General features: G+C 73.2%; 19 protein-coding genes. 7 read left to right on the top strand and 12 right to left on the bottom strand.

The window, feature by feature from the left end; genetic code table 11:
• Positions 1-214: 214 nt before the first annotated feature.
• Positions 215-1,183 (top strand): ScbA/BarX family gamma-butyrolactone biosynthesis protein, encoded by a 969-nt coding sequence (locus ACF073_RS07110; RefSeq protein WP_392067357.1) that lies wholly within the window; start codon positions 215-217, stop codon positions 1,181-1,183.
• 310 nt (positions 1,184-1,493) lie between these two features.
• Here ACF073_RS07110 and ACF073_RS07105 read toward each other — a convergent pair whose 3' ends face one another.
• Both ACF073_RS07105 and ACF073_RS07100 read right to left on the bottom strand, forming a co-directional pair.
• Complete coding sequence (locus ACF073_RS07105; protein WP_392067355.1) at positions 1,494-2,255, bottom strand: SDR family NAD(P)-dependent oxidoreductase; 762 nt, start codon at positions 2,253-2,255, stop codon at positions 1,494-1,496.
• A gap of 59 nt (positions 2,256-2,314) precedes the next feature.
• A complete protein-coding gene (locus ACF073_RS07100; protein ID WP_392067353.1) occupies positions 2,315-3,073 on the bottom strand; it encodes an arylmalonate decarboxylase in 759 nt (252 codons plus the stop codon).
• A gap of 276 nt (positions 3,074-3,349) precedes the next feature.
• Here ACF073_RS07100 and ACF073_RS07095 point away from each other — a divergent pair, with 276 nt between their 5' ends.
• The 5 genes from ACF073_RS07095 (at position 3,350) to ACF073_RS07075 (ending at position 8,208) form a co-directional block, all read left to right on the top strand.
• Positions 3,350-3,535, top strand: coding sequence for a lysine biosynthesis protein LysW (locus ACF073_RS07095; RefSeq protein WP_392067352.1), 186 nt, complete (start codon positions 3,350-3,352; stop codon positions 3,533-3,535).
• Positions 3,536-3,540: 5 nt separating this feature from the next.
• Positions 3,541-4,827 carry an aminotransferase class I/II-fold pyridoxal phosphate-dependent enzyme gene (locus ACF073_RS07090; RefSeq protein WP_392067350.1) on the top strand — a complete coding sequence of 429 codons (1,287 nt, stop codon included), beginning with the start codon at positions 3,541-3,543 and terminating at the stop codon, positions 4,825-4,827.
• A gap of 52 nt (positions 4,828-4,879) precedes the next feature.
• Positions 4,880-6,124: an MFS transporter gene (locus tag ACF073_RS07085; protein ID WP_392067348.1), complete on the top strand. Its 1,245-nt coding sequence runs from the start codon at positions 4,880-4,882 to the stop codon at positions 6,122-6,124.
• Positions 6,125-6,199: 75 nt separating this feature from the next.
• Positions 6,200-7,093, top strand: coding sequence for a fumarylacetoacetate (FAA) hydrolase (locus ACF073_RS07080; RefSeq protein WP_392067347.1), 894 nt, complete (start codon positions 6,200-6,202; stop codon positions 7,091-7,093).
• Positions 7,094-7,116: 23 nt separating this feature from the next.
• Entirely contained in the window at positions 7,117-8,208 is a 1,092-nt protein-coding gene (locus ACF073_RS07075) for an LLM class flavin-dependent oxidoreductase (RefSeq protein ID WP_392067346.1), read from the top strand.
• A 141-nt stretch (positions 8,209-8,349) separates the two neighbouring features.
• Here ACF073_RS07075 and ACF073_RS07070 read toward each other — a convergent pair whose 3' ends face one another.
• From ACF073_RS07070 to ACF073_RS07030, 9 genes are all read right to left on the bottom strand, one after another.
• Positions 8,350-10,005 (bottom strand): AMP-binding protein, encoded by a 1,656-nt coding sequence (locus ACF073_RS07070; RefSeq protein WP_392067345.1) that lies wholly within the window; start codon positions 10,003-10,005, stop codon positions 8,350-8,352.
• Complete coding sequence (locus ACF073_RS07065; protein ID WP_392067343.1) at positions 10,002-11,120, bottom strand: Glu/Leu/Phe/Val dehydrogenase dimerization domain-containing protein; 1,119 nt, start codon at positions 11,118-11,120, stop codon at positions 10,002-10,004. The genes ACF073_RS07070 and ACF073_RS07065 overlap by 4 nt, the downstream gene beginning before the upstream one ends.
• 79 nt (positions 11,121-11,199) lie before the next feature.
• Positions 11,200-11,763: a type 1 glutamine amidotransferase gene (locus tag ACF073_RS07060; protein ID WP_392067341.1), complete on the bottom strand. Its 564-nt coding sequence runs from the start codon at positions 11,761-11,763 to the stop codon at positions 11,200-11,202.
• A gap of 11 nt (positions 11,764-11,774) precedes the next feature.
• On the bottom strand, positions 11,775-12,578 hold the full coding sequence (locus tag ACF073_RS07055; RefSeq protein ID WP_392067340.1) for an acetylglutamate kinase: 804 nt from the start codon (positions 12,576-12,578) through the stop codon (positions 11,775-11,777).
• Complete coding sequence (gene argC / locus ACF073_RS07050) at positions 12,575-13,633, bottom strand: N-acetyl-gamma-glutamyl-phosphate reductase (protein WP_392067338.1); 1,059 nt, start codon at positions 13,631-13,633, stop codon at positions 12,575-12,577. The genes ACF073_RS07055 and argC overlap by 4 nt, the downstream gene beginning before the upstream one ends.
• Positions 13,630-14,478 carry a RimK family alpha-L-glutamate ligase gene (locus ACF073_RS07045; RefSeq protein ID WP_392067336.1) on the bottom strand — a complete coding sequence of 283 codons (849 nt, stop codon included), beginning with the start codon at positions 14,476-14,478 and terminating at the stop codon, positions 13,630-13,632. The genes argC and ACF073_RS07045 overlap by 4 nt, the downstream gene beginning before the upstream one ends.
• A gap of 1 nt (position 14,479) precedes the next feature.
• Positions 14,480-14,665 (bottom strand): lysine biosynthesis protein LysW, encoded by a 186-nt coding sequence (locus tag ACF073_RS07040; protein WP_392067334.1) that lies wholly within the window; start codon positions 14,663-14,665, stop codon positions 14,480-14,482.
• Positions 14,666-14,740: 75 nt separating this feature from the next.
• Positions 14,741-15,892 (bottom strand): isopropylmalate synthase, encoded by a 1,152-nt coding sequence (locus tag ACF073_RS07035; RefSeq protein WP_392067332.1) that lies wholly within the window; start codon positions 15,890-15,892, stop codon positions 14,741-14,743.
• A gap of 282 nt (positions 15,893-16,174) precedes the next feature.
• A complete protein-coding gene (locus ACF073_RS07030; RefSeq protein ID WP_392067331.1) occupies positions 16,175-16,915 on the bottom strand; it encodes an SDR family NAD(P)-dependent oxidoreductase in 741 nt (246 codons plus the stop codon).
• A 100-nt stretch (positions 16,916-17,015) separates the two neighbouring features.
• On the opposite strand from ACF073_RS07030, the gene ACF073_RS07025 reads away from it, so the two are divergent.
• Positions 17,016-17,411, top strand: coding sequence for a MerR family transcriptional regulator (locus tag ACF073_RS07025; RefSeq protein ID WP_392067329.1), 396 nt, complete (start codon positions 17,016-17,018; stop codon positions 17,409-17,411).
• Positions 17,412-17,867: 456 nt separating this feature from the next.
• Here the strand turns inward: ACF073_RS07025 and ACF073_RS07020 are convergent, their stop codons facing one another.
• A complete protein-coding gene (locus ACF073_RS07020; RefSeq protein WP_392067327.1) occupies positions 17,868-21,905 on the bottom strand; it encodes a BTAD domain-containing putative transcriptional regulator in 4,038 nt (1,345 codons plus the stop codon).
• Between the last annotated feature and the right edge of the window lie 194 nt (positions 21,906-22,099).

The following is a 22,099-nucleotide window of genomic DNA, read 5'->3' as shown; positions in this document are numbered from 1 at the left end:
GCACCCCTGCGCACGCACCGCCCCGGCCTGCGCGTCCGTGTCCCGTATCGGCCGGGTGCGGAGATCGGGGAGGCTGGAAAAAAAACCGGCCAGTCCGTACAGTATCGCGAGTCGCACGGTGAACGCTCGATCCGCGCTCCGTCCAGACCCGTTCCGGGTCCGGGTCTGTGTTCCGGCAGAACTCCGTTCTCAACTGCCCTTGGGGGAGAGGCACATGACTACGTTTGCGACCATCGACAGTATGGTCCCGGAATTCCAGTCGGCACTGCCGTCCATTGCACCCGAGGGTCTGGACACATGGACGACGACCGTCCCCAAGGAGTACGTCCACCGCGCGGCGGTGGCCGAGGTGTTCCTCACCGGATGGCGGCAGACGGACACGGACGTCTGCACGGTCACGGCCCAGTGGCCGCGGGCGCACTCCTTCTACGGTCCCGCCCACGGCTTCCATGACCCGCTGCTGTTCGCCGAGACGCTGCGGCAGACGGTGCCGCTGCTGTCCCACGCCGTCTACGGCGCCCCCATGGATCACAAGCAGATATGGCGTGACCTGCGGGTCTCGCTCGACCCCGCGGCGCTGCGCACCGGGCTCACCCCTGCCGAGGTGGAACTGCGCGTGTGCTGCACGGACGTCGAGCGGCGGGGCGGCGTGCTGCGCGGGATGCGGATGGAGGTGACCGCCACCCGTGACGGGCTCCCCCTCGCCACCGCTTCGACCATGTTCAGTTCGCACAGCAGGGCGCTGTACCGCCGGCTGCGCGGGGCCTACGCGGACGCCGAGCAGGCGATGGCCGGCGCCGTCGTGCCGCCGCTGCCGCTGCGCCCGGAACTCGTCGGCCGGGACCGGGCGCACGACGTGGTGCTCTCGCCCCGCGGCGACGACGGCCGCTGGCAGCTGCGGGTGGACACCCTGCACCCGATCATCTTCGACCACCCGAACGACCACTCCCCCGGCATGCTGCTCCTGGAGGCGGCCCGCCAGGCGGTCCAGCACCTCCTCGGGCCCGCGCCGGTCCTCACCACGGGCCTGGACACGGCCTTCCACCGGTACGCGGAGATGGACGCCCCGGCCTGGGTCGCCGCCGAGCCGCTCGGCGACGGCCGCGTCCGCGTGATCATCGAGCAGCACGACGCGCTCGTCTTCGAGTGCGTGGCGACCACGCACCCGGCCTCGGCCAAGTAGCCGGCCAAGTAGCGCTGGTCCCTTACGACTTGCCCGGGCGGGCGGCGGAGCCCGCCGCCCGCCCGGGGCCGAGCCGTCGGAGCCCCGCACCCCGGCTCCGGCTCTTCCGCCTCCCGCCCGAGTGCGCGTGGAGCCACCCGGCTCGGGCCGGCGGACCGTCGGCCGCGCCCCGGACACGTCACCGCTCCCGGCCGACCGGCCGGAACCCTGTCTCGGCGCGCGCGGGCAGTGGCACATGCCTGCTCGCGCGCGCCGGCCCACGTACACCGGGCGCCCTCGCGCGGGGCGCCCTCCCGTTCGGGGCGGCGGTCTAGCCCAGGCGCAGGTCGTGGATGCCGCCGTCGACGGCGAGGATCGTGCCCGTGGTGCCGGCGGAGGCCGCGGTGGCCAGATAGGCGATGGCCTCGCCGACCTCCTCGGGCCGCGCGAGCCGGCCGAGGGGGTGCCGGTCGTTCAGCGCGTCCCGCGCCGTCTCCGGATCGGGGGCCTGCGCCAGCATCCGCTGGATCCAGGGGGTGTCGACGGCGCCGGGGGCGACGGCGTTGACCCGGATGCCCTCGCGGACGTGGTCCGCGGCCATCGCCAGGGTCAGGGAGCGGACGGCGCCCTTGGACGTGGAGTACAGGACGCGCCGCTGCACCCCCATCGAGGCGAACACGGAGCAGGTGTTGACGATCGCGGCGGCGGGCGATTTGCGCAGGTGGGGAAGTGCGGCACGGGACAGGCGCACCATGCCGACGACGTTCACGTCCAGCACCCGCCGCCACTCGTCGTCGTCGTTGTCGGCGACGCCGCCCTGGGCGGCGATGCCCGCGTTGTTGACGACGATGTCGATCCGGCCGAAGCGCTCGGCGACCTCGTCGACGGCGGCGCGTACGGACGTGTCGTCGGAGACGTCGCAGGCGATGCCCACGGCGGGGGCGGCGACCTCGTCGGGGTTCAGGTCCAGGGCGGCGACCAGCACGCCCCGGGCGGTGAGGGCGGCCGCCGCGGCGGCCCCGATGCCGGACGCGCCGCCGCTCACCACGGCCACGAGGGGTTCGGACGTCTGTATCTCGGTGTTGGCGGCCACGGCGGGCGCCTCCTTGAAGGTGGGGTGCGGATCGGGGAGTCGACGGCGTCGGGCGGGCCTCAGCGCGCCCGGTTGCGCTCCAGCCGCTCCAGCAGGGGGTGCGCCTCGGCGGCGACGGCCCCCACCGCACGCCTGGCCCACCAGGCCGAGGCGAGGTTGGACGTCAGCAGGGTGGTCCGGCCGAACTCGCGGTCGAGTTCGGCCAGGGCGGCCAGCGTGCCCATGCCGGTGCCGGTGAACAGCAGGGTCCCGTCGTCGGGGAGGCCGGCCTCGCGGATCTGCGTGAGGAGGGTCCTGGTCGTGACCCGGTACGGATCGAAGTCATGGGTGTCCTCGTCCGCGCCCGGCACCGCGGGGGCGAGGACGACGCGGTCCACCGTGAGCCCGGCCTCCTCCCAGAAGGAGCGGGAGGTCTCCGTGAGCCAGGGCCAGTAGGGCGAGACGAGGGTCAGACGGGATATGCCGAATGCCTCGCACACGGCGAGAATCGCCTGCGTCGACGACTGCACGGGATAACCGAAGCGCTCCGAGAGCTCGGCCACAAAGGCGCGGTCACCGTCGGGGTTCAGCAGGTAGTGCGAGGCGTTGCAGGCCACCACGGCGGCATCGACACGCATACGGCCGAAGGCGCCCAGAGTGTCCGGCAGCACATCGTTGTACCGCAGCATCGTTTCCTTTACCCCCATTCCCGGGGTCAGTGGGAAACGGGAGGTGTACACATTCATCTCGGCGCCGACCAGACGGTGGAACTCCGGCTCCGCGATGGGGTTTTCCGGAGGAACGACGAGACCGAGGCGGGGCAGCGGAAAAATGTCCATGGCCGCACATTAGTGGGCACCCTCCGCACGGACGGCCTTAAATCCTCTCAACTTGACGTTCCAGCAGGCCATTCTTGCAACTCCCCCCGGTCTTGACACTTCTTGACAATCCGCTACAGAGAATTGACCGGCCGCCCTTTGATCCGTCCTGCCTTTCGGAGGAAGGTAGGTGATCGGTGCTCGCGCACGGCCGTCTCGACTTCACCGGCCGTCCGAACCCCCGCGACGCGGCACCGGCACGTCCCTGGCACCGAACCACCTGAACGGAGTTGAGCCATGTCCAGCGCCACCCTCACCGGCGCCTGCCCCGAGTGCGAGACCGATCTGACGGTCCCGCCGGTCGTCAAGGGCGAGACCCTCGCCTGCCCGGAGTGCATGCTCACGCTGCGCGTCGAGGAGATCAAGGACGGCGAGCTGACCCTGGCGATGGTCGAGGTCCAGCTGCGCGACTGGGGGCAGTGACCGGCATGTCCGACGCCCCGCCCCCTTCCATGTCGGCGACCCTGGCCGCCGACGAGGCCCTGGCCCGCAGACGCGACGCCGGGGAGCAGGTCCTTTCCATGGCCGGCGGGGAGATCGGGCTGCCCGTGCTTCCCGCGCTGCGCGAACGGCTCGCCGCCGCCGCGGACCAGAACGCCTACGGCCCCGTGCCCGGCAGCCACGCCCTGCGTGCGGCGGCGGCCGGGTACTGGGGCCGGCGCGGTCTCGGCACCGATCCCGGGCTCGTGGTGGCCGGGCCGGGCAGCAAACCGCTGCTGTTCGCGCTGCTGCTCGCCATCGGCGGGGACGTGGTCGTGCCCGTGCCCAGCTGGGTCAGCTATGCCGCGCAGGCCCGGCTCGTCGGGGCCGCTCCCGTCCCGGTGCCGATCGCACCGGGCGAGGGCGGGGTGCCCGACCCGGAGCGGCTGCGCGCGGCCGTCACCGCCGCGCGCGCCGCCGGCCGGGACCCCCGGTGCGTGGTGGTGACGCTGCCGGACAACCCGACCGGTACGGTCGCCTCGCCCGGGACGGTGCGCCGCCTCGCCGCCGCCGCCCGGGAACTCGACCTCGTCATCGTCTCGGACGAGATCTACTGCGACCTCGTGCACGACCCTTCGGTGCCGGCCGAGTCCCCCGCGCTGCACGCCCCGGAACGCACCGTCGTCACCACCGGGCTCACCAAGAACCTGGCCGTCGGGGGCTGGCGCACCGGCGTGGCCAGGCTCCCCGACAGTGACATCGGGCGCTCGCTGCACGGCCGGCTCGTCCCGGTCGCCAGCCAGATCTGGTCCACTCCGCCGGCGCCGATGCAGGCCGCGGCGGCCTACGCGTTCGGCGAGCCGCCGGAGGTCACCGGGTACGTCGCGGCGGCCGTCCGGCTGCACGCGATCGTGGCGCGTGCGGTCGCCGAACGGTTCACCGACGCGGGCGCGGCCCTCGCGCCGGTCCGCGCGACCTGCTATCTCTACCCGGACTTCGGGCCGCTGCGCGACCACCTCGCGCGGGCCCACGGCGTGCACGGCGGGACGGACCTGGTCCGCTTCCTCAGCGAGCGCCACGGCATCGGGCTGCTCCCGGCCGGTGCCTTCGGCGAGCCCGGCGACCCCTTGCGGATCCGCGCCGCCACCAGCCGCCTCTACGGCGAGGAGGACGAGCAGCGCACCGCCGCGCTCACCGCGCGGGACCCGCTCGAACTGCCGTGGATCCGCAAGAACCTGGAGCAGATCGGCGCCGCGCTGACCGATCTCACCGGCGTCCCCGTCCCGCGGTCCTGATCCGTCGTCCCCGTCGGGCCCGACCCTCACATCGAAGGTTCAGCATCCCACCATGACAAGCGCCGAGCCGTCCACCGGCACCGCCGCCCCCTCGCTCGCCCCGTCCGACACCCCGGCGACCACCGGCCAGAAGCTGCCGATGGCGGCGCTGCTCGCGCTGGCCGTCGCGGTGTTCATCACCAGTCTCACCGAGACCCTGCCCGCCGGGCTGCTGCCCGACATGAGCGCCAGTCTGCACACCAGCGAGTCGGCCACCGGACAGACGGTGACCATCTACGCGCTCGGCACGGTGTTCACGGCCATCCCGCTGTCCGCGGCCACCGCGAGCTGGCCCCGCAAGCGCCTGCTGCTGACCGCCATGGCCGGCTTCGCCGTCGCCAACACCGTCACCGCGGTGTCGGCGAACTACCCGCTGACGCTGGTCGCCCGGTTCGTCGCCGGTGTCGCCGCCGGGCTGGCCTGGGCCCTGCTGGCCGGCTACGCCCGCCGTATGGTCGCCCCCCACCAGGAGGGCCGGGCCATAGCCATCGCCATGGCCGGCATCCCCGTCGCCCTGTCCCTCGGGGTCCCGGCCGGCACCTTCCTGGGTCAGGCGGCCTCCTGGCGGGCGGCCTTCCTCGCCATGACCGCGCTGACCGTGGTGCTGCTGGTGTGGATCGCGGCCGTCGCGCCCGACCACCCCGGCCAGCAGGCCGCGGGCAAGATCCCGCTGCGCCGCACCCTCCAGGTGCCGGGCGTCACTGCGGTGCTGGTCGTCACCCTGGTCTTCGTCCTGGCCCACACCCTCCTGTACGCCTACATCGCCTCCTTCCTCGACCACATCGGCATGGGCGAGCAGGTGGACGCGGCGCTGCTCGTCTTCGGTGTGGCCTGCCTGGTCAGCATCTGGGCCGTCGGCACCTGCATCCACGGCCATCTGCGCACCCTGACCATCGCCAGCACCCTGCTGGTCGGCGCCGCCGTCGCGGTCATGGGCGCCTTCTCCGGCAACGACGCCCTGGTCTACATCGCCGCCGCCCTGTGGGGTCTCGGCTGGGGCGGGGTACCCACCCTGCTGCAGACCGCCGCGGGCCAGGCCGGCGGGGAGGCGGCCGACGCCGCCCAGGCCATCCTGGTGACCCTGTGGAACGTCGCGATGGCCGCCGGAGGCATCGCCGGCGGCCTCCTCCTGAACGCCGTCGGGGCCGAGGCCTTCCCCTGGACCGTGCTGGCTCTGCTGGTCCCGGTCCTCGCCATCGTGCTCGCGGCCCGCGCGCACGGCTTCCCCGGCGCACGCGCCGCCGACCCGAGCCGTTGAGGCGCGGCGGGTGACCGCCTTCCGCCCCGCACCGACCGCTACAACCGCCAACTGCTGAGGAGACCCAAGACAGCCATGTCCATCATCTTCGAGTGCGAGTACCAGGGCCGGCGGTACGCGGGCCACGGCATTCCGGCGCCCGGCAGCACCCTCACCCTGTACCCGGTGACCGACGGGCAGCTGCACACCGCCCTCGTCGCGGGCGAGGGGCCCGAGGCACTGCGTGACGCCCTGCCCGAGCGGAGCGAGCCGGTCGAGGTGGCCCTCGGCGACCCCGGCCTGACGTTCCTCCCCCCGCTGCTGCCGACCGCTTCCAACAACGCCCTGATCAACGGGTTCATGGGCACCCACCGCTCCAAGTTCGACCGTGCCCCGGAGCCCGACGAGAAGTTCACCCCGCCGAACTACTACATCAAGGGCTTCGGTTCCTGGCTGCGGATGCCGGACGAGCCGCTGACCACCATGGCCGAGCCGATCTGGCTGCTGGAGGAGCCCGAGGTCGTCCTGGTGTACGCCAACGACGACGAGGGCGTCCCGCACTACGCCGGCTACACCTTCGGCAACGACCTGAACGACATCGGGCTCCACCTGGAGAACCCGTGGGCGTGGACCCCGTACGCCAAGCTGTGCGAGACCTCCATCGCGCCCTGGCTGTTCCTCGACGCGCCGCCGGAGAAGGTGACCGGCACCGTCACCATCGAGCGGGACGGCGGCCCGGCATGGCAGGGCCCCTTCTCGTGCGGCGCCGACTCCCTCTTCCACCGGATCCCGGACATGGCGGACTACATCTTCTCGTACCCGCATCTGCGCAGGCCGGGCCTGGTCAACTACCTCTTCCTCGGGGCGGACAAGGCCACCTACCACGACGGGTTCCGGATCGAGAACGGCGACCGGATGGTCCTCGACGTCTCCAGCCACGGTGTCGTCCTGGCCAACCAGGTCCGGTACGGGACCAGGGCCCCGAAGTAGCCCCGGCCGTCAAGGAGACGACGATGGTCAACCAGGCGAACGGGGCGCTGCCGGGCACCGCGCACGGCAGCGCCCCGGCCGCTCTCTCCGTCCTCGATCTGGTGGCGGTGGGAGAGGGCCGCACCACGCGGGAAGCCCTGCGGACCTCCGCGCGGCTCGCCCGCCTGGCCGAGAGCCGCGGCTTCCACCGCTACTGGGTCGCCGAGCACCACTCGATGCCCGGCATCGCCAGCAGCAGCCCCGCGGTGATCCTGGCCTACCTCGCGGCGCAGACGACCCGGATCCGGCTGGGTTCCGGGGGTGTCATGCTGCCCAACCACGCCCCGCTGGTCATCGCGGAGCAGTTCAACACGCTGGAGGCGATGGCGCCGGGCCGGGTGGACCTCGGCCTCGGCCGCGCCACGGGCACCGACCAGCTGACGGCACGGGCCCTGCGGCGGACCAGCGGGCCGGCGACCGGTGACGCCTTCCCCGCCGAGGTGGCCGAGCTCATCGGCTTCCTCACGGACGGCTTCCCCGACGGGCATCCGTACCGCAGGGTGCACGCCGTACCGGGACCGGTGCAGGGGCCGTCGGGCGGGCAGCCCGCGGTGTGGCTGCTCGGCTCGTCCGGCTTCAGCGCCCAGCTGGCCGGCCGGCTCGGGCTGCCGTTCGCGTTCGCCCACCACTTCGCGGCCCACAACACGATCCCCGCGCTGGAGCTGTACCGGGGATCGTTCCGGCCGTCCCCGCTGCTGCCCGAGCCCTACGCCGTCGTGGGGGTCTTCACGTTCGCGGCGGAGACCGAGGAGAAGGCCCGGGAGCAGGCGCTCACCGGCGCGCTCACCACGGCGCGCTTCCGCAGCGGACGGCCCGCCCTGGTGCCGACCCCCGAGGAGGCCAGGTCCCATGTCTTCTCGGCGTTCGAGCACGAGATCCTCGGCGGCTGGCTCGACCACGCCGTGTACGGCACTCCGGACGCCGTACGGGATCAGCTGGACGCGCTCCAGAAGCGCACGGCCGCCGACGAGCTGATGCTCGCCACCAACGCGCACGGCCTGGAGGAGCGCCTGACGTCGCTGTCCCTGATCGCGGACAGCTACGGCCTCCCCTCCGCCGGGACCGCACCGGCGTAGGCCGCGGCACCGTCCGGACAGCGCGGCGGCACTGCTTTCTTGCAGTGCCGCCGCGCTGTCGTGCCGTACGCCGGCGGCCGTGTACGACCGCGCCCGCCACGGCCGGGGGGCCGTGGCGGGCGGAGGGGGCGGGCCGGCGGATCAGGCTCCGGTCAGCCGGCGCCGCAGTTCGAGCTTCTTGACCTTGCCGGTCAGTGTCTTGGGCAGGGCCTCGACGATCTCCAGCCGTTCCGGGACGAAGCGCGGGTCCTGGCCGCGTTCGAGCAGGTGCTCGCGGATCTCCCGGAGGGTGGGCCGGGCGCCGGCGCGGGGTACGACGACGGCCACGACCGGGTCGTCCGTGCGGCCGTGCGGTCCGACCAGCACGGCCTCCGCGATCTTCGGGTGCGCGGAGAGGACCGCCTCCAGCTCGGCCATCGGGACGACGACCCCGTCGCGCAGGATGGCGTCCTTGGCCCGGCCCAGCACGCGGATGCCGCCGCGGCCGTCCTCGCGCGCCACGTCTCCGGTGTCGAACCACCCGTCGGCGGTCAGTTCGGCGTCGAAGGCGTCCTGGTTGCGGTAGTAGCCGAGCGCCTGCGAGGCGCCCCGCACCCGCAGCCGGCCCACCTGGGCGCGCTTGTCGGGGTTGTCGCACAGATCGATGCGGATCTCCATGGCATCGATGGGGCGGCCGTGGCTGTGCGCGGACCAGTCCTGGTCGTAGTCGAGCCGGCTGATGGTGATCGGCCCGAACTCCGACATGCCCCACACCGAGTAGGTGGCGGTGTCGAAGGTGTCGCGCAGCTCGTCCACCAGCTCCTGGAGCACCGGTGCCGCGCCCGTGACGGTGTAGCGCAGGGCGGGCACCTCGTGCCGGTCGGCCCGCTGGGCCGCCGCGACACCGAAGAGCGTGGGCGGCGGCCCGTACAGCAGGGTGGCGCCGTAGCGCTCCGCCAGGTCCAGCAGGCTGGTGTAGTTCCGGCCGTCCTGGAAGGCGATCGTCCCGCCGAGCAGCACGCCGGCGAGGATGCCCTGGCCGAAGCCGGAGTAGTGCACCAGCGGCGTGGTGACGACGGCCACCAGGTCGTCGCGGAGCAGGAAGGTGTCCACATAGCCGCGCACGCCCGAGTGGACGGTGTTCTGGGTGTGCACCACGCCCTTGGAGAAGCCGGTCGTGCCGGAGGTGAAGAGCACCACGAACGGCTCGTCGGGGCCGAGCTGGCGGCCCTCCAGGTCGGCCATGTGCTCTTCTTCCCAGGCCACCGCCACGAAGTGCTCGTGGAAGTCGAGGGTGTCCTCGATGCCGTGGCCGCCGACCACCACCACGTGCTCCAGCGGCAGTCCGGGGCGCAGCGCCACGATGTCCTCGGCGAGCCGGTGGTCCTGCCAGTCGGGGACGGTGACGCACACCCGGGCCCCGGTGAGTTCGAGGCGGTGGCGCAGCTCCTCGCCGTGGCACTCCGGCGCGATCGGGCAGATGACGGCGCCCACGGCCATGCAGGCGTACAGCAGCGGCACGATCTCCCACCGGTTGGGCAGCTGGACCGCGACGACGTCCCCGCGCCGGATGTCCAGTTCGAGCAGTGCCCCGGCGAACCGGTCGGTCAGCAGCGAGAGTTCGGCGTAGTCCAGGGTGTCGGTGCGGGCCTCGTCGAGGCGGCGCCCGGCGACGGCCAGTTTGCGCGGCCGTATCCGGGCCTGCCGGCGGAGGTCGTCGAGGAACGTCTCGTCCCTCCACCAGCCGCGCGACCGGTACTCGGCCGCGCGGTCAACGCCCGGCGCCGAGACCGGCGCCGGTGGAACAGTGGTCGTCATCGCAGTTCTCCACGTCGTACTGTGAGCAGTTCGGGCAGCGGGTCGCCGGCACGCGCCGCGGCGATCTCCAGCAGGGCACGCGTGTTGGTGCGCACCCGGTCGCCGATCCAGTCGAAGACCCACGCCTTGCGGGCGTCGGCCGCGAGGTCGAAGGGCACGACCCGGGTGACGGCGAGGGCGGCGGCGCCCGCCCCGCCGATGTTGGCGATGACGCCCGGCACCAGGGTGGCGCCGGCCGCCCGCGCCTTCTCCCGCGCCTCGGCGCTGGAGGCGAGGTTGGCGCCCTCGACGACCAGGCCGGCGCGCAGCCGGTGCACGTTCTCGGCGTTCAGGGCGTGCTTCTGGGCCGCGAGGATCAGCAGGTCGGCGTCGACGTCGAGCCAGGCGTCCGGCGTGCCGGCGGCGGTGACGTGCTGGGGCAGCCTGGCCCGGTCGATCCGCCCGAACTCGTCGGTGATCGCGACGAGGTCGGCCACCGGCAGCCGGTCGGCGCTGATGGTGCCCAGCTCGTCCGCGACACCCACGACGATGTGCCCGCGGTCCTCGAGGAACCGGGCGACCGCGCGGCCGACCGCGCCGAAGCCCTGGACCACGACCCGGGCGGGCTCGGTCCGGCCGCTCGCCTCCAGGGCGGTGACCGCGGCGACGCCGACGCCGTGCCCGGTGACGTCGATCAGCGGCTCGTAGTAGGTGCGCCAGTCGATCGGCATGTCCGGGGCGCCGAGCCGGTAGCGCGGGTCGTAGCCGGCCTCGTCGAAGAAGACGGCCCGGTCGGCCGGGGTGACGCCCATGTCGATGCCGAGGTGGATACCGCCGTGCAGCAGCGGCTTGACGGTGCGTCCGAAGGTGCGGAAGGTCTGTTCGCGGTCGCCGTCGTCGGCGACGATGCCGCCCTTGGCGCCGCCGATGCGCAGACCCGCGAGGGTGAACTTCTGGGTCATGTCGCGGGCGAGGCCGGCCACCTCCTCCTCGGTCACTCCGGCCGTCCTCCGCACGCCGCCCATGGCCAGGCCGTCGACGAGCGTGTCGATGACCACCCAGCCCTTGATGGCGCCCCCGCTGCCGTTCAGGTGCACGGTGAACGCGGGATCCTGCGTGCTCTCCACATCACTCATTGCCGAGTACTCCCGTTCGTCATTGTTCATCCATCGGTTCGAAGAAGCGGACGGCGTCGCGCCGTGGCGCGACGGGCCGTCACTGGTAGAGCTGGGCGAAGCCGCGCAGGATCTCCAGGCCGTCGCTGCGGAACTCCAGATGCGCCTGCGAGCCGTGGATCCGGCCGTCGTCGGAGCGCAGGAACTCCACCGGCGCGTGCTCGGAGCGGCCGATGGAGCGGAAGCCCGCCGGGGCCTCGCGCAGATAGAGGGTGTGCCGGTGGAAGACCGTGACCGTCGGCTTCACATGGGTGAAGAGCGGCTCCTCGGTGTCGACCTGGACCTCGTAGCCGCCGACCCGCTGCGGGCCCTCCGCCAGCTGTCCGCCGGCGGCGACCGCGAGGATCTGCATGCCGCCGCAGATCCCGAAGACCGGGACGTCGGCGGTCATGACGAGGTCGACGAGCGGCTTGTAGTACTCCTGGTCGTACGCCCGTACCTTGGTGCCGCTCAGGACGATCGCCTGGTAGCGGCCGTCGAGCCGGGCCGGCACGGAGGCCGCGTCGACGGTGTCGGTGTCCGAGCCCAGCGTTTCGAAGCGGCCGCGGAGCTGAGGCAGCGACAGCGTCTTGTTGTTGACGACCAGCACTCGAGATTTCGCCACGGTGGTGCTCCTCAGGTTCGGGTGATGACGGTGCCGGTACGGGCGGCGATCAGGTCCGTGACGGGCGCGCTGCCGATGACGACCCGCTCCACGCCCCGCTCCAGGGCCTCGCCGGCGGCCCGCAGCTTCTTGCGCATGCCGCCGGTGGCGCCCTTGTCGCGGAACTCGGCCGCCGCCTGCGCGGTGATCTCGCTCACCGGCTCGCCGTCGATGAGCAGGTGCGCGACATCGGTGACGAGGATCAGATCGGTGGCGCCGACGGCCCCGGCGATCGCGGCGGCGGCCCGGTCGGCGTCGGTGTTCACCTCCTGGCCCGCGGCGTTGCGGGCCAGCGGTGTGACGAGGTAGGCGTGCCCCGGCTGCAGCTTGGCCAGCGGCGCCGGGTCGACACCGGTGATCGGGCCGACCAGGTTCTCCAGCTCGACGAGCCGCTTGTCCTTCCACCACCAGCGCTCGCCCTCGCCGGCCGCGACCAGCCCGTCGCTGCCGAGCAGCCGCTCGGCGGTGAGGTCGCGCTGCTCCAGGCGGAGCAGGACCTCTTCGCCCAGCTCGGCGCTGACGGTCTTGATGTCGGCGATGACCTCGGGCGTGGTCCAGCGGCTCTGGTTGCCGTACCGGTCGCGCAGGATCGCCGAGGGCTCGCTGTAGCGGGGGCTGAGCTTCTTCAGCGGCTTGGACCAGCCGTGGACGAGGACCAGCGGACGCTGCATGCCGTGCCGGGCGAGGTCGTCCCACCAGGTGCCGTCGAGGTCGGCCAGGCAGCTGCCGCCGAGTTTCACGACGGTCGGCGGCTGCGGGGTCGGGATCGCGGTCATGCGGGCATCACCGGCTGCATGGTCAGGCCCGTGTCCTCGGCCAGTCGGAAGCGCTTGTTCACTGCCTGCACGGCCTGGCCCGCGGCGCCCTTGACGAGGTTGTCCAGGGCGGCGAGGACGACGATGCGGCCTCCGTCCGGGTCGTACAGGGGGGTCACGTCGCAGTAGTTGGAGCCGAGCACGGCCTGCGGGTCGGGCACCGGGATCAGCGTCTCGTTGTGCCGGCGCACCCGTACGAAGGGGTGCTCCTTGTAGAACCGGATGTACGCGCGCTGCAGCTCGCGCTGGTCCACCTGGTCGTCGGTGTAGACGTAGGAGCTGGCGAGCAGCCCGCGCACGTGCGACACCCCGTACGCCGACATGGCCAGGGAGCTGACGCTGCCGGGCTTGCTGCGCTCGAGGAAGTCGCTGACCTCGGCGGCGTGCCGGTGCCCGGTGGGCGCGTACGGCGCGATGGCGCCGTTGCGCAGCGGGTGCAGGTCCGGGACGCGCATCTGCAGGCCGCCGCCGCTGGAGCCGCTCTTGCCGTCGATGACGACCGTGCGCAGGTTCAGGCCGAGGCCGAGGGTCAGCGGTGCGAGCCCCAGGGTGATGGCGGTGGCGTAGCAGCCGGGCACCGAGATCAGCGCGGCGTCCACGAGCTGGTCGCCGACGAGTTCGGGCACGCCGTAGACGAAGCGGTCCGCCAGTTCGGTGGTCCGCTCGGCCTTGGGGTACCAGCGCTGGTGCAGCTCGGGGGTGCGGATGCGGAAGGCGCCGCTGAGGTCGGTGACGCACGGGACGCGGTCGGCCAGCTCGGCGGCGAGCCGGGCGGAGACCGGGGCGGGCGTGGCGAGGAACACCACGTCGCAGCGCTCGGCCACCCGGTCGGCCGTGACCGGTTCGACGGTCAGGCCCAGGTCGAGGCGGAGTCCCGGGTGCAGCTCGGCCGGGCGCCGGCCGGCGCTCGACGAGCCGCCGAGGAAGGTCAGCTCCATCTCGGGATGCTGGCTGACCAGCCTGATGAGTTCGCCGCCGGCGAGTCCTGACGCGCCGGCGATTCCCACACGGATCATTCGAGTGTCTCCAGGATGTGACGGACGACGACCGACGCGATGTCGACTCCGGTCGTCGATGCCACGCCCCGCCAGGCGGGAGCGTGGTTGACCTCGTTGACGAGATAGCCCGACGGGGTCCGGAACAGGTCGACGCCGTAGATGCCGCTGCCGAGGCGGTCCACGACACCGTCCACGATCTTCTGCACGTCGGGGTCGTGGGCCAGGGCCCGGCTCTGGTTGCCCAGCGCCGCGTTGCTGCGCCAGTCGGCGCCCGCGCTCTCGAACTCGGCGGCGGCGACGATCTCCCGGCCGACGACCAGGCAGCGGATCGACCCGCCGCCCAGGTAGGGCTCCACCAGGCAGGCCTGCTCGAAGGCGTGGCCGAGGTCCTCGACGTAGTCGTAGACGGAGTGCGCCAGGTCGCTGTCGCGGATCAGGGTGACGCGCTTGCCCATGCCGCCGTAGACCGGCTTGAGCACGACCGGCACGCCCAGTTCGTCGAGGGCCCGCTCGAAGTCCTTGCGGGACAGGGCGAGCCGGAAGTCCGGCACGGGCAGGCCCGCCTCGCGCAGGACGGCGCGCAGGACCAGCTTGTTCTCGCAGGCGTGGATCGCGGCAGCGGAGTTGAGGACGCGGAAGCCGTCGGCCTCGGCGAGGGTGGCGATCAGGCCGCCGCGGGTGTAGCTGCGGCTGCGCACCAGCAGGGCGGCGTAGTCCTTGACGGACAGCGCGTCGCGGTGGCCGGCGCACAGGGACTCGTCGTTGACCCAGTCGAGCCGCAGCCCCTGCTCCGGGGCGATCTCGATGAGCCGGCGTTCCTCCCAGCCGACCCGGTCGGCGACGACGGCAACTCGGTTGGCCATCTCACTGACCCCAGTCGCGCAGCTGGACCTCGACCATCTGCAGGGTCAGCCGGCCGTTGTCGATGCCCTCGATGCGGAGCGTGAGCATGCACTCGGGGCAGGAGAGGGTCTCGCCCTCCACCATCTCCGGCACGGTCAGGTCGGTCTCGCACTCGGGGCAGGAGCCGGTGAGAACAGCGGTGCTCATGAAAGAACTCCGATCACGGTGATGAATGACGGGGATGCGGTACGGGGCCGGGCGGTCCCGCCGCGGTACGGGGGCTCAGGCGGCCTGGAAGTGGCGGGCGGCCTCGCGGACCGCCTCGCCGTCCAGCACGGGGCTGCCGTTGCGCTCCTGCCGCTCGATGAGCCACGCGGTGAAGGCGTCGGCGTCGACGTCGATGTCCGAGCCGGCCAGCGCCCACCTGACGAGCGCCGGGGTGAGCCGGGTGCGCACGCGCAGCTCACGGGTGTTGCCGACGAGTTCGGCGGGCAGCGTCTCGTACGCCTCGGGGTTGCTGAGCTGGCCCGGCAGTTCGTAGGCGAAGGCGTGCGGTGTCGTCGGGCCGGACTGGAAGGCGCTGCCGAGTCCGGCGCCCCTGAGGGCGGCCTGCGACAGCTCCGTGAGGTGGGTCAGGTCGAAGCGGGTGTCGCCGTGGATGACGCGCAGCGAGGTGAGCAGTTCGGCCAGGGGGGCGTTGCCGCCCCGCTCGCCGATGCCGCCGACGGTGGCCGAGATCCACTGTGCTCCCGCGCGGACGGCTGCGAGGGAGTTGGCGACGGCCATGCCCAGCATGTTGTGCGAGTGGATCTCGATCTCGGAGCCGTCGATCGCGGTGAGGTCGGCGATCACTTCCTCCATCTGCCAGGGCGACAGGTACGCGACGGTCTCCGCGAGCCGGAACCGGTCGGCCCCGGCCTCGAAACCGGCGGTGACGTACGGGACGAGCCGCTCCTTGGGGGTGCGGGCGCCGTCCTCGCCGCTGAAGGTGACGTGGAAGCCGCGCTCCTTGGCCTGGGTGATCGCCGAACGTGCCAGCACCTGGAGGAACTTGGCGCTGGGCGAGCCCAGCTTCAGCCGGGCGTGCTGCTCGGAGGTGGGGATGGAGTACATGATGTGCCGCACGCCCAGCCGCTCGGCCTCGTCGAGGGCCTTGGCGACCTGCTCGCGGTCCCGGACCACCACCAGGGTCATGCTGCGCTCGGGGCTGATCGCCTCGTGCGTGGCGAGGATCAGGTCGGCGTCCTTGGCGTCCGGGCCGGAGACCATGCCGACCTCGACCAGGTCGACGCCGGTCTTCACCAGCAGCTCGGCGATGACCGTGGCGTCCTTGGGACCGAATTCGACACCTCCCATGTGGGCGGAGTCGCGCAGGGTCGCGTCGGACAGGCGGGGCGGGCTCGGGAGGCTCCCCCAGTTCGCCGGTTCAGCCATGGCGTTCCCTCCTTGTTCCGGAGCCGGCTTCCTTTTCCGCCGGGCTCCGCGCTGGATGTGCGCTGCCTCGAACATGCTGCGCGACCTCGTGCAAAGATGCGCTGGGTCCTTTGTCAGAGCTGTGTCAAGGGCTGTAAGGGAGTGTCACGCCAGGCAAGGTCTGCGAATAATTCAGCCTTGAAATAAGTTCTGGAATCCGCTGTGAACCAGTGGAAAAGCCGAAAAGGCCCGCCGCGGAATGCGGCGGACCGTTTTCGGTGGGCGCGTGGCCGGGGCCTGCTGTCAGGCGGTGTATCCGCCGTCCACGGCGAGGGAGGTGCCGGTGATGTAGCGGCCGGCCGGCCCCGCCAGATAGGCCACGGCGGCGGCGATGTCCTCGGCCTCGCCGTACTGGCCGAGGGCGGTGAGGGAGCGCTGCCAGTCGGCGGAGTCGCCGTCGGCCGGGTTCATGTCGGTGTCGATCGGGCCCGGGTCCACGATGGTGGCGGTGATCCCGCGCGGCCCGAGCTCCCGGGCGAGTCCCTTGGTCAGGCCGACGAGCGCGGTCTTGGCCATCGCCTGCAGGACGAAGTTCCCTGCGGGGACACGCCCGTTGAAGCAGGACCCGATGCTGATGATCCGTCCGCCGTCGCCCATGTGCCGGGCGGCGGCCTGCGCGGCCAGGAACACCGACCGGACGTCCGTGGCGAGCACCCGGTCCAGGTACTCGGTGGTCACCTCGTCCAGCGGACCGTAGGCGAGGAAGCCCGCGTTGTTCACCAGGATGTCGATGCCGCCCAGTTCGCGGACCGTCTCCTCCACGGCCCGCGCCGCGGCGTCCGGCTCGGTCAGGTCGGCCTGGATGACCGCGGCCTTCCCGCCGTCCGCCTCGATCGCCTTGGCGACCTCGCGCGCCCGGTCCTCCGCCTGGACGTAGGTCACCGCGACCGCCGCTCCCGCGTCGGCCAGCCGCTTCGCGATCGCCGCGCCGATACCGCGGCTGCCGCCGGTCACCAGCGCCACCTTGCCGGTCAGGTCAGTCATCGAGCTTCCTCCGTCAATGGTTCGATGTGCGTCACCGGCTACGCTAGAAGTTGACACCGGCGTCAGATTCAAGTCCTCCGGCGAAATGGACGGGTGGGAGATGCGGATCGGTGAACTGGCCCGGCGCAGCGGGGTGAGCGAGCGGTCGCTGCGCTACTACGAGGCGAACGGCCTGCTGTGGGCCGAGCGGACCCCCGGCGGCCACCGCGACTACGGTGAATGGGCCGTCGACCGGGTCATTCGTATCCAGGCGCTCTACGCGGCGGGGCTGAACAGCAAGAAGATCGCCCAGCTGCTCCCCTGCATGCGCGACGGCGACGGCACACCGAGTGACAGCGCGACCCCCCGGCTCGTCGACGAACTGACCGCGGAGCGCGACCGGCTCGACCGGATGATCGCCGACCTGGTCCGGTCCCGCGACGTCCTGGACGGCATCATCGACACCGCGTCGACGGGCCTGGACTCCGCGACCCTGTCGGCCACCGGGGGGCACTGAACCCGCCGGGGCGACCCGACGAACGCCAGCCAGGCGGCCTGGGCCGCCAGGGCCGCCAGGGCCGCCAGGGTGAGGGTGGCGCGCGCCTGCCGCTCGGCTTCGGGCGGCCCGAGATGGGCTACGCGACCCTGTCGGCCACCAGGGGGCACTGAATCCGCCCGGGCGGCCCGAGGAACGCCCAACGCCGAACGCTGGCCAGGCGGTCTCCTCGCCGCCGCTGCGGGGCACCGAGCCCGGTCGGGCCGCCCGCCCGGACACTGAGCGCCGGCCAGGCGGCCTGATCCGCCGGAGCGGCCAGGGTGAGGGTGGGGTGTGCCTGCCGCTCCGCCTCGGCCAGGCCGAGGCATGCTCCGCTCGCGAACGCCGGCACGTGGGGGCCGAGTTGCCCCCCTACCATCCGCCACTACGGGTGCACTCAGTCCCGACGGGGCCGCCCGACGCGTCACCGAGCGCCGGTCAGGCGGCCTGGTCCGCCAGGGCGGCCAGGGTGGCGCGTGCCTGCCGCTCCGCCTCGTCCGGGCTCAGCCAGGCCCCGCGGTCGAATGCCTCGCCGAAGGCGCGTGGGCCCAGTACGGCCCGTGCCGCCGCGGTGATCCGGTCGACGTCGCCGCGCTCGGCCGGCGGAAGCGGTGCGCCGACGCTGCCGCGCGCGGCATGCGCGGCACCGAGGAGCTGGGCCGCGCACATGGCGCCCGCCCGGTCCCGGCACAGGGCGGCCGTGCCGGCGAGCCCCTCCAGGGAGAGGGCGACGGCACGCGGCTCGTCGAGGCAGCGGGCGATGCCGAGCCCCCGCAGATGCTGGGCGGCGGACCCGGCGGCGTCACCGCGGAGTTCGGCGATGAAGCCGAGTTCGGCGTGGAGCAGATGGTCCCCGGCCGGTGAGGAGACGTCGGCGTGGGCGTCCCGGATGCGCAGCAGGTGCGCCTCGGCCGCGTCGACGTCGCCGGAGCGCCGGGCGCCGAGGGCGAGACCCATGTCGGCGTGGATCTCGCCGTACTTGTAGCCCTGTTCGACGGCGATACGGCGGGCCTGCGTGTGCAGTTCGCGTGCGCGGTCGAAGTCGCGGGCGAGCAGCGCCAGGCGGCCCAGCCCCGACAGCCGGGCCGAGACCTCTGCCTGGAGGCACAACTCGCGTGCCATCTGCAGCCCTTCGTGCTGGCGGTGCGCCGCCTCGGCGTACTCCCCCTTGATCTCGGCCAGCGCGGCCAGCGGCGAGACGGTCTGCAGTTCGCCCCACCGGTCGCCCAGCTCGCGGAAGAGGGCGCGGCTGCGCCGGCCGTCCCGGGCGAGCCCGTCCAGGTCGCCGCGGACCAGGGCGAGGGCCGCCCGCAGACCCAGCGCGGCGGCACTGCCCCACTGCTCGTCCGCTGCCTCGAAGTGGGCGAGGGCGCGGGTGTTGAGGGCACGGCTGCCGTTCAGGTCGCCCACGCTGAACATGCCGTAGGCGTTCAGCCACAGCGCCCGGGCCCGGCGTACCGGATCGGGTACGGCATCCGCGTCGGAGATCACCGTGCGCTCACCGGTCAGCAGCACGAACGCACTGTGCAGCAGGGCGAGTTCGGGATCGGGGGCGCCGGCGGTGGCGGTGGACGTGGCCGCGAGGACGGCGGCAAGTCCACGGCGGGCCTCGGTGAGGCGACCGCGCAGCAGCCACCACCAGGACAGGGCGGTGGCGAGCCGTACGGCCTCCTCGGTGTGCCCGGCGGCGGCACGGCGCAGCGCCTCGTCGAGGGCGGCGCGCAGATTGCCCGCCTCGGTGTCCATGCGGGCCAGCCAGTCCCGTTGCCGCGGGCCGCGCAACCGGGGCTCGGCCTGCTCGGCGAGCGTGCGGTAGTGCCGCAGATGGCGCTCGCGCGCGGTGGTCGCGCCGGCCGGCTCGCGCAGCCGCTCGGTGGCGTACGCGGCGACCGACTCCAGGAGGCGGTAACGGGGGCCGCAGGGGCCGTCCGTGACGACGACGAGGGACTTCTCGACGAGCCGGGTGACGAGGTCGAGCACCGCGCCGCCTGACACGCCCTCCCCCGCGCACACCGCCTCCGCCGCTTCGAGGTCGCAGCCGTCGCTGTGCACGGCGAGACGGCTCAGCACGACGCGTTCGGGCCCGCTGAGCAGCTCCCAGCTCCAGTCGATCATCGCGCGCAGGGTCTGCTGGCGGGCGGGTGCGCCGCGCTGTCCTGAGGTCAGCACCCGGAACCGGTCGCCGAGGCGGGCGGCCAGCTCCCGGACGCCCAGGGCGCGTACCCGGGTCGCGGCCAGTTCCAGGGCGAGCGGAATGCCGTCGAGGCGGCGGCAGATCTCGGCCACGGCGGCGTGGTCGGAGCCGGTGTTCGCGCCGGTGCCGTCGGGTTCGGCGGAGCCGAGCCGGAAGCCGGGTGCGCAGGCGGCGGCCCGCTCGGTGAACAGCCGTACGGCGTCCGGGGTGGGGAGCGGCTCGACCAGGAACACGGTCTCGCCCGCCAGGGCGAGCGGTTCCTGGCTGGTGGTGAGGATGCGCAGCTGGGGCGCGCTGCTCAGGAGCAGCCCGGCCAGCTCGGCGGCGGCCGCGACGACGTGTTCGCAGTTGTCCAGCACCAGCAGGGTACGGCGGTCGCGCAGGGCGGCGGTCAGCCGGAGGGTGGGCGAGATGGCCCCGGTGCCGGTGGCGGGCGGGGCGGAGGGGGCGTCGTCGCGGACACCGAGGGCCGCGGCGACGATCTCGGCGAGGTCGTCGGGGGTGGCGCTGCGGACACCCGCGAACTCGACGAACCACACCCCGTCGGAAAGGCCGGCGTCCGCACCGGAGGCGACACCCTGCGCGGCGGCCACGGCGAGCCGCGTCTTCCCGACCCCTCCGGGCCCGGTCAGGGTCACCAGCCGCTGCCGCTCAAGCAGCAGCGACAACTCCCCGAGGACCTCACCCCGTCCGATGAGAGCGGTGAGCGGGACGGGGAGCCGGGCGGAGGTGGGAGACGGGGGTGGCGTCGGGGCCGAGGTCGGGATCGGGGTCGGGATCGGGATCGGGGTGAGAGCCGAGGCTGGGGCGGGGGCTGGGGATGAGGCTGGTGTCGGGGCCGAGGTCGCGGCTGCGACTGGGACCGACGCCGAGGCCGGAGCGGGGAGAGAGTCCGGAGCCGGGACCGACGCCGACGCCGAAGCCGACGCAGGAGCCGGGGCAGGAACCGACTCCACAGCCGGATTCTGGGCCGAAGTCAGCGACTGGCCCCGCTCCGGAGCCGGAGTCGGAGCCGAGGCGAAGTCCACCGCCGGAGCCGAGGCCGGTCCCAGAGCCGAAGCCGAGGCCGGCTCCCCGTCCGGGACCGACGCTGATGCCGACGCCGGAGCCGCCCCCGGAGCCGGACGCGCACCCAGGATCGGATCCGAAGCCGAAGCCGGACCCGGGTCCGGACCCGCACCCGCACCCGCACCCGCACCCGCACCCGCACCCGCACCCGCACCCGGGATCGCCCCCGGCCCCCCACCCGAAGCCGACCCCGGACCGGAAGCCGAACCCGACGCCGAACCCACAGCAAGAGCCGACGCCGACCCCACCACAGACCCCAACGCCGACCCCACAACAGACCCCGACGCCGCCCCCACGACCGACCCCGAGGCCAACCCCGGCCCCACGGCCAACCCCCGAGCCGCCCCCTGAGCCAACCCGGCAGCCGCCTCCGCAGCCGCCTCCTCACCAGCCACCCGCGCAGCCGTCTCCGCAGCAGCCCGCGCAGCCGCCCCCGAACCCACCCCCTCCGTCAGAGTCACCTCCGTCACGGCCGGAGCCTCCAGTCCCGGGTCCTGCCGGAGGAGTGCCCGGTGGAGGGTGCTCAGTGCGGGGCCCGGGCAGGCGCCCAGGTCCCTGGCGAGGCGGGTCCGCAGGTTCTCGTACGACGCGAGGGCCTCGCTCTGGTGGCCCGCGCGGTACAGCGCCCGCATCTGCACGGCCCGCAGCCGCTCCCGGAGCGGGTGTTCGGCCACGAGGGCGGCCAGTTCGCCGGCGAGGAGCAGGTGGTCCCCGGCGTCGAGGCGGGCCTCGGCCCGCTCCTCCAGCACGGCCAGCCGCTGCTCGCTCAGGCACTCCCCCGCCGCCCGTACGAACTCCTCGTCGGCGAAGTCCGCGTACGCCGGCCCCCGCCACAGCCCGAGGGCCTCGGTCAGCAGCGCCACCCGTGCCCGCGGGTCGTGGACGGAGCGGGCCTCGGCGACGAGGCGCGCGAACCGCGTGGCGTCCACCTCGTCGGCGGGGCCGAGCCGCAGCAGATATCCCGGCGGCTGCCGTACCAGCCGCTCGCGGCCGATGACCCGGCGCAGCTGGGAGACCTTGGCCTGCAGCGCCCCGGCCGGATTGCGGGGAAGGCTGTCACCCCACAGGTCGTGGATGAGCCGGTCCGCGGAGACGGGGCCGCCGTCGTGCGCGAGCAGATCCGCCAGCAGAGCCCGCACTTTGGTCTCGGGGACCTGCACCGGCTCCCCTTCGTCGTCCCACACCGCGAGTGGTCCGAGCACCCCTAACCGCATGTGCACAACCGTACCCCTCCAGTAAAAGCACTCAGCTGTTCCGGTACCGGCTCCGAAGCGTTCCCGAAGGTTTCCCGAAGCATTCCCGAAGTGTCCGCCCCCACAGTCGTGGTGCCGGTCGGCCCAGCCGCCGGGCGCCCGGCGCCCGCACGGCCGCGCGCACCGCCGAACTCCCGCCGCGGGCCCCGGCATCG

This window comes from Streptomyces sp. NPDC015171, from assembly GCF_043079545.1.
Classification (GTDB): domain Bacteria; phylum Actinomycetota; class Actinomycetes; order Streptomycetales; family Streptomycetaceae; genus Streptomyces.
Note: the sequence above shows the minus strand (reverse complement) of the source record. Positions and strands in the feature narration are given on the sequence as shown.

Excerpts from the sequence above, each read along its gene's own strand:
- ACF073_RS07055 (WP_392067340.1), bottom strand. The coding sequence starts at position 12,578 with ATGACCGCGATCCCGACCCCGCAGCCGCCGACCGTCGTGAAACTCGGC.
- ACF073_RS07025 (WP_392067329.1), top strand. The coding sequence starts at position 17,016 with ATGCGGATCGGTGAACTGGCCCGGCGCAGCGGGGTGAGCGAGCGGTCG.
- ACF073_RS07045 (WP_392067336.1), bottom strand. The coding sequence starts at position 14,478 with ATGGCCAACCGAGTTGCCGTCGTCGCCGACCGGGTCGGCTGGGAGGAA.
- ACF073_RS07040 (WP_392067334.1), bottom strand. The coding sequence starts at position 14,665 with ATGAGCACCGCTGTTCTCACCGGCTCCTGCCCCGAGTGCGAGACCGAC.
- ACF073_RS07070 (WP_392067345.1), bottom strand. The coding sequence starts at position 10,005 with ATGACGACCACTGTTCCACCGGCGCCGGTCTCGGCGCCGGGCGTTGAC.
- ACF073_RS07080 (WP_392067347.1), top strand. The coding sequence starts at position 6,200 with ATGTCCATCATCTTCGAGTGCGAGTACCAGGGCCGGCGGTACGCGGGC.
- ACF073_RS07065 (WP_392067343.1), bottom strand. The coding sequence starts at position 11,120 with ATGAGTGATGTGGAGAGCACGCAGGATCCCGCGTTCACCGTGCACCTG.
- ACF073_RS07110 (WP_392067357.1), top strand. The coding sequence starts at position 215 with ATGACTACGTTTGCGACCATCGACAGTATGGTCCCGGAATTCCAGTCG.
- ACF073_RS07020 (WP_392067327.1), bottom strand. The coding sequence starts at position 21,905 with ATGCGGTTAGGGGTGCTCGGACCACTCGCGGTGTGGGACGACGAAGGG.
- ACF073_RS07090 (WP_392067350.1), top strand. The coding sequence starts at position 3,541 with ATGTCCGACGCCCCGCCCCCTTCCATGTCGGCGACCCTGGCCGCCGAC.
- ACF073_RS07095 (WP_392067352.1), top strand. The coding sequence starts at position 3,350 with ATGTCCAGCGCCACCCTCACCGGCGCCTGCCCCGAGTGCGAGACCGAT.
- ACF073_RS07030 (WP_392067331.1), bottom strand. The coding sequence starts at position 16,915 with ATGACTGACCTGACCGGCAAGGTGGCGCTGGTGACCGGCGGCAGCCGC.
- ACF073_RS07035 (WP_392067332.1), bottom strand. The coding sequence starts at position 15,892 with ATGGCTGAACCGGCGAACTGGGGGAGCCTCCCGAGCCCGCCCCGCCTG.
- ACF073_RS07075 (WP_392067346.1), top strand. The coding sequence starts at position 7,117 with ATGGTCAACCAGGCGAACGGGGCGCTGCCGGGCACCGCGCACGGCAGC.
- ACF073_RS07100 (WP_392067353.1), bottom strand. The coding sequence starts at position 3,073 with ATGGACATTTTTCCGCTGCCCCGCCTCGGTCTCGTCGTTCCTCCGGAA.
- ACF073_RS07085 (WP_392067348.1), top strand. The coding sequence starts at position 4,880 with ATGACAAGCGCCGAGCCGTCCACCGGCACCGCCGCCCCCTCGCTCGCC.
- argC (WP_392067338.1), bottom strand. The coding sequence starts at position 13,633 with ATGATCCGTGTGGGAATCGCCGGCGCGTCAGGACTCGCCGGCGGCGAA.